The sequence below is a fragment of the Mesorhizobium sp. M5C.F.Ca.IN.020.32.2.1 genome (assembly GCF_004023105.1).
GTDB lineage: Bacteria > Pseudomonadota > Alphaproteobacteria > Rhizobiales > Rhizobiaceae > Mesorhizobium > Mesorhizobium wenxiniae.
Genome location: NZ_RZSX01000380.1, coordinates 1 through 5,693 on the forward strand (window position 1 = coordinate 1; position 5,693 = coordinate 5,693).

At 63.9% G+C, this 5,693-nt stretch carries 6 protein-coding genes; 4 read left to right on the forward strand and 2 right to left on the reverse strand.

Features of this window, described 5'->3' with window-relative positions; genetic code table 11:
• From EOA86_RS19150 to phnN, 4 genes are all read left to right on the forward strand, one after another.
• Positions 1 to 251 (forward strand): 5-deoxy-glucuronate isomerase (locus EOA86_RS19150; protein ID WP_206630070.1); only part of this gene is annotated, 251 nt, incomplete at its 5' end.
• A 150-nt stretch (positions 252 to 401) separates the two neighbouring features.
• On the forward strand, positions 402 to 1,109 hold the full coding sequence (locus EOA86_RS19155) for a DUF1045 domain-containing protein (RefSeq protein WP_128343109.1): 708 nt from the start codon (positions 402 to 404) through the stop codon (positions 1,107 to 1,109).
• 80 nt (positions 1,110 to 1,189) lie between these two features.
• Positions 1,190 to 2,329 (forward strand): alpha-D-ribose 1-methylphosphonate 5-triphosphate diphosphatase, encoded by a 1,140-nt coding sequence (locus EOA86_RS19160; RefSeq protein WP_128343111.1) that lies wholly within the window; start codon positions 1,190 to 1,192, stop codon positions 2,327 to 2,329.
• On the forward strand, positions 2,326 to 2,955 hold the full coding sequence (phnN, locus tag EOA86_RS19165; RefSeq protein ID WP_206073322.1) for a phosphonate metabolism protein/1,5-bisphosphokinase (PRPP-forming) PhnN: 630 nt from the start codon (positions 2,326 to 2,328) through the stop codon (positions 2,953 to 2,955). The genes EOA86_RS19160 and phnN overlap by 4 nt, the downstream gene beginning before the upstream one ends.
• A 50-nt stretch (positions 2,956 to 3,005) precedes the next feature.
• On the opposite strand, the gene EOA86_RS19170 is transcribed toward phnN, so the two are convergent.
• Together EOA86_RS19170 and EOA86_RS19175 are read right to left on the reverse strand one after the other, a co-directional pair.
• Positions 3,006 to 4,001: an ABC transporter permease gene (locus EOA86_RS19170; protein ID WP_128343112.1), complete on the reverse strand. Its 996-nt coding sequence runs from the start codon at positions 3,999 to 4,001 to the stop codon at positions 3,006 to 3,008.
• 84 nt (positions 4,002 to 4,085) lie between these two features.
• Positions 4,086 to 5,630 (reverse strand): sugar ABC transporter ATP-binding protein, encoded by a 1,545-nt coding sequence (locus EOA86_RS19175; protein ID WP_128343114.1) that lies wholly within the window; start codon positions 5,628 to 5,630, stop codon positions 4,086 to 4,088.
• Positions 5,631 to 5,693 lie beyond the last annotated feature (63 nt).

Consider the following 5,693-nt stretch of genomic DNA (forward strand, 5'->3'; position numbering starts at 1 on the left):
ACCACCGCCTCAACCCGCCGCAGGGCTTTGCCTTTCAGCGCGTCTACACCGATGCCGACCGGACTGGCGCTCGATCGCTCGATGAGACGATGGCGATCGAGGACGGCGATGTCGTGCTGGTGCCCAAGGGCTATCATCCTTGCGCCGCCTGCCATGGCTATGACCTCTACTACCTCAACGTCATGGCGGGGCCGAAGCGGACGTGGAAATTTCACAACGCGCCCGAGCACGAATGGCTGATGAAGGCCTGATCGCGCTCCCTTCCGGTCGGCAACTGGCCCAAGGCGAAAAAATCGTCGGCTAATGACCCGCCTGAACAACTTTGTTATCAGGGCGATCATCAGCTTCGTCATTTCGTCATGCAAATCGCCTATGGCAGCGGGAGTTGACGAGGACTTTCGATGCGCTACGCCATCTATTTCACTCCCCGGCAGGACGAACCGCTGGCGCGGATCGCCGCCAATTGGCTCGGCCGCGACCCGTTCGGCGCCGCCACGAGGCCGGTCGAGGCGGTGGGCGAGCTGTCAGCGGCGGAAGTCGCCTTCCACACCGCTTCGGCGCGCCGCTACGGTTTTCATGCGACGCTGAAGGCGCCCTTCCGGCTGGCTTCGAGCGAAACGGAAGCCGCGCTTCGCGCGGCGCTCGACGATTTTGCCTTGGCGACGCCGGTGGTAACCATCCCACGGCTGGTCGTCAGCCAGATCGACGGCTTCTTCGCGCTGGTGCCGGAAGGACCGCTGCCGGCGCTCAACCGCTTCGCCGACGACGTTGTGCGCGACTTCGACCGTTTTCGCGCGCCGCTGACCGAGGCTGAGATCGAACGGCGCAGCCCTGATTCGCTGAAGCCGGATGAATTCCGCAATCTCTGCCAGTGGGGCTACCCCTATGTCTTCGAGACCTTCCGGTTCCATATGACGCTATCCGGCCGTGCCTCGTTACAGGAAAGCCCTCGTCTTCGCGCAGCAATCGACAGCCTGTTTGCGCAGGTCCTGCAACGGCCGGTGCCGGTGGACGCACTGACCCTGTTTGTCGAAACTGAACCTGGCGCCCCGTTCATGGTGCTTTCCCATCACGCGCTCGGGCGCCGCCCGGCCAGAAGAACTGCCTGAGATGATTATTTGTTTTAACCGCCTTTTGCGACGCCAATCGGTTTCAATTGGCTGCAAAAATGCTCCAGGGATTGCCTGAAATGACCGCCGAGACCGTTCTCAACAATGCCCGTATCGTGCTTGCCGACGAGATCGTCGAAGGCTCGATCGTGCTGCGCGACGGCTTGATCACCGGGATCGATGCCGGCGCCGGCCGGACCGGCGAAGACATGGGCGGCGATTTCATCATTCCCGGGCTGGTCGAGCTTCATACCGACCACCTCGAAGGCCACTACGCGCCCCGGCCGAAGGTGCGCTGGAACCCGATCGCCGCCGTTCTCGCCCATGACGCGCAGGTGGCGACCGCCGGCATCACCACCGTGCTCGACGCCTTGCGCGTCGGCATGGACGACGACGCCGACATGAATTCGGCCGACATGCGCAAGCTGGCCGATGCGATCGAGGACAGCGTCCAGCAGGACCGGCTGCGGGCCGACCATTTCATCCATCTGCGCTGCGAGGTTTCGGCACCGGATTGCCTCGCCGCCTTCGCCCACTTCGATGGCGATGACAGGATCAAGCTGGCGTCGCTGATGGACCATGCGCCGGGACAGCGCCAGTTCGTCGACTTGGAAACCTATGCCTACTACTACCAGCGCAAGCTGAAGCTGACGGATCGCGAATTCCAGCAATTTTGCGAGAAGCGGATGGCGGAGTCGGCGACGAATTCGGGGTCGAACCGCGCCTTCATCGCTGCCGCCTGCCATCAGCGCGGCATCGTGCTGGCCAGCCATGACGACGCCACGACAGGCCATGTCGACGAGGCGATCGAACAGGGTGTCCGCGTCGCCGAGTTCCCGACCACCAAGGAGGCCGCAAAAGCTTCGAAGGGGGCAGGGCTCGGGGTGCTGATGGGCGCGCCGAACGTCATGCGCGGTGCTTCGCATTCGGGTAATGTTTCGGCCCGCACGCTCGCCGGCGAAGGCTTGCTCGACATATTGTCGTCCGACTACATTCCCTTCAGCCTGATCCAATCGGCCTTTTTTCTCGGCGACGTAGTCGGCGGCATTTCCCTGCCTCAGGCGGTGGCCATGGTTTCGAAGAACCCGGCCGAGGCGGTCGGCCTCGCCGACCGTGGCGTCATCGAGCAGGGCCGGCGCGCCGACCTGGTTCGCGTCCGTCTCGACGACCATGTCCCGGTGGTCCGCACGGTCTGGCGGCAGGGACGGCGGGTCGCGTGATGGTGTCGGCGTCGATCGAGCGTGAATTGTCCGCCGCTGCGTTTCCGATCCGCGACGGCGTCTTCGTCGCCGTCGTGGGGCCGAGCGGCGCCGGCAAGGATACGGTGATCGGCTATGCCCGGGCACTGTTTGCCGACGAGAACCGGCTGGAGTTCGTGCGCCGGGTCATCACCCGGCCGAGCGACACGACGAGCGAGGATCACGACACGCTCGCCGACGCGGCCTTTGTCGAGGCGGAAGCGGACGGCGCCTTCGCCATCTCCTGGGAGGCGCATGGCCTGCGTTACGGCATCCCGGCTGAAGTCGACTGGTCGGTGGCCAATGGCCGCGTCGCAATTGCCAATGTCTCCCGCGCCATCATCCCGGCGCTGCGCGATCGCTATGCCAATCTGGCTGTCGTCGAGATCACCGCATCGCCGGAAATCCTGGCCGAGCGACTGGCGATGCGCGGCCGCGAGTCGCGCGGCGAAGTGCTGGCGCGCCTGGCGCGCAGCGCCAATGTGGCGTTGTCCGGGCCAGGCGTCACCTCGATCGACAATAGCGGCCCGCGTGAGGCGGCCGGCGAGCGCTTTGCCGATGTGCTGCGCAAGGCCATGGCATTCTCCGACATGTCGGGCTTAATTTAAGGCTGCGTCTTCCCCTCTTCCCTTGTGGGGAGAAGGGAGAGGCGGAGCCGCTATTCCGCGGACGCACCAGCCATGCCCTTGCGGGTCGCCTCGAGCATCAGCCGCCGCTCCCGGTACACGCCCCATTGCTGATCGACCAGCACGCCGATGAGGATCACCCCGCCCATCACCGCGAAGTTGAGCGAGGAGGGGATGCCGAGCAGGTTGACGAGGTTTTGGAGTTCCTGCAGCAGAACCGTGCCGAGGATGACGCCGATCAGCGAGCCTTCGCCGCCGCGCAGCGAGAAGCCGCCGAGCACTGCCGCGGCAATGGCATAGAGTTCGTAGAACTGGCCGTGGCTCGCCGGCGAGATCGAGCGCGTGTACATGGCGAAGTAGATCGCCGACAGCGCTGTCAGCACACCGCAGATGACATAGGCCGCCATGACAACGCGGCCGGTGCGTATCCCGGAATATTTCGCCGCCTCCTCATTTTTGCCGATGGCGTAGAGATAGCGGCCGAACACCGAACGATGCAGCACCACCCACATCACGATGGCGATGACGATCAGCGCGATGAAGCTGTTCGGCACGCCATAGGATCGCCCCGCGGTCAGGAACTCGAGCTCCGGAAAGTTCTGTCCGAAAGCAAAACCCGCCGTGCCGTCGGCTGTGTAGAACCGCGCGACGCCGCGATAGATCAAGAGACCGCACAGCGTCACCACGAAAGGCTGCAATTTGAGCCGCGTGATCAGCCAGCCATGTGCCAGCCCGATCATGCCGCCAAGCACGAGGATCAGCGGCAGCGCGACCGGCCATGCCATGCCGCGCGTGGCGATGAAATCGACGAACAGGACGCCGAGCAGCGCAACCACGGAGCCGACCGACAATTCGATGCCGCCGGTGATGATGACGAAGGCCTGGCCGATAGCCAGGATGCCGAACAGGCCGATCAGGTTCGACGTGTTGGCGAGGTTGATCGGCAGCAGAAAGCGCGGATTGATCATCGCTACCACCGCTCCCACCACAAGGATCAGGATCAGCAGGCCGAGATCTTTCTTGCTCATCGTCTTCTCCCCAATCCCTGCCTAGGCAGGCTCCGCAAAAGTGTTCTACGGTTTTGCGACCAGAACCTGCACCAAAACAAAAATCTATCTCGGCTGCTTGCCCACGGCCAGCAGCAGCACGTTTTCCTGGCTGAACTGTTCCTTGTCGAGAATGCCTGAGATCTGGCCCTCATGCATGACAGCGATGCGGTCAGAGACGCCAATCACCTCCTCCATGTCGCTGGAGATCATCAGCACGGCGACACCGGCATCGGCCAGTGCGCGCATCAGCCCGTAGATCTCGGCCTTGGCGCCGATGTCGATGCCGCGGGTCGGCTCGTCGAGGATCATCACCTTGGGGTTCATCGCAAGCCACTTGGCCAGCACGACCTTTTGCTGGTTGCCGCCTGAGAGCGTGCCGGTGCGCGTCGCCACCGACGGTGCCTTGATGCCGAGATTGCGTTTCTGCTTCTCGGCGGTGACGGCTTCGGCGCCGGCAGAAACCAGGAACCGCCGGGCATGCGCCGGCAGATTGGGAAGCGAAATATTCTGGGCAATCGACAGATCGAGCAGGATGCCGGTCAACTTGCGGTCTTCCGGGACGAGGAAGATCCCGTTGGCCACAGCGTCGGCGGCCGAACCGAGAACCAGGTCTTTTCCATCAAGCTGGAGCGCGCCACCAAGGCTCGTCTCAATGCCGAAAAGCACGCGCGCCAGCTCGGTGCGGCCAGAGCCGACTAAGCCCGCCAGCCCCAGGATTTCGCCTTGCCTGACGCCGAGATCGACCGGCCGGTCTGGATAGGCGCTGGTGCGAATGGCCTTGCCCGACAGGGCGACAGCGCCGGGCAGGCGCGCCGATTCTGCGGCCTTCTCCCGCTGCTTCAGCATGCGGCCGATCATCAGCTTGACCATCTGGTCGTGGTTGACGGCGCTCTTCGGCAGCGTGCCGGCAAGCTTGCCGTCCCTCAGCACGACGACGCGATCGGCGACCCGCTCGACCTCGTGAAGACGGTGCGAGATGAAGATGACGCTGATCCCCTCAGCCTTCAGCGCTCTGATGACATCGAGCAGTTTGTCGGTTTCGGCAAGGGGCAGGCTCGATGTCGGTTCGTCGAGGATCACCAGCCTTGCCTCGATCGACAGCGCCTTGGCGATTTCGACCATCTGCTGCTGGGCAAGCGACAGCGTCGATACCGGCGTATCGGCCGAGAAATTGGCGCCCACGCGTTTGAGCAGCGGCGCCGCCAGCGTGCGCAGCCTGGCGCGGTCGACCAGCCTGAGCGGACCGGCGCGCAACGGCTCGCGGCCGAAAAAGATGTTGGCGGCAACGTCCAGGTTTTCGAACAGGTTGAGTTCCTGATGAACGAAGGCAATGCCGGAACCGATGCTGGCTTCGACGGTCAGCCTATCATGGGCGACGCCGTCGACAGTGATCGTGCCGGTGTCGGGAGTGGTCACGCCGCCGAGGATCTTCATCAGCGTCGACTTGCCGGCGCCGTTTTCGCCGACGAGGCCGATGACCTCGCCAAGCCTGACCTCCATCGAAAATCCATCCAGCGCGACCACGCCGGGATAGGTCTTGCGCACGCCCTCGAGACTGAGGAACGGGGCAGTCGTGGATACGCCGATGGATGCGTCGGAATAATTCATCACGCCTGACAGCAGCTGGTGGGCCGTTCTAGCCACATCTGCAGACTGACGACCCTCGCAGGG

Bases quoted from the DNA above. Each gene is read 5' to 3' on its own strand.
- EOA86_RS19170 (WP_128343112.1), bottom strand. From the start codon at position 4,001: ATGAGCAAGAAAGATCTCGGCCTGCTGATCCTGATCCTTGTGGTGGGA.
- EOA86_RS19175 (WP_128343114.1), bottom strand. From the start codon at position 5,630: ATGAATTATTCCGACGCATCCATCGGCGTATCCACGACTGCCCCGTTC.
- EOA86_RS19160 (WP_128343111.1), top strand. From the start codon at position 1,190: ATGACCGCCGAGACCGTTCTCAACAATGCCCGTATCGTGCTTGCCGAC.
- EOA86_RS19155 (WP_128343109.1), top strand. From the start codon at position 402: ATGCGCTACGCCATCTATTTCACTCCCCGGCAGGACGAACCGCTGGCG.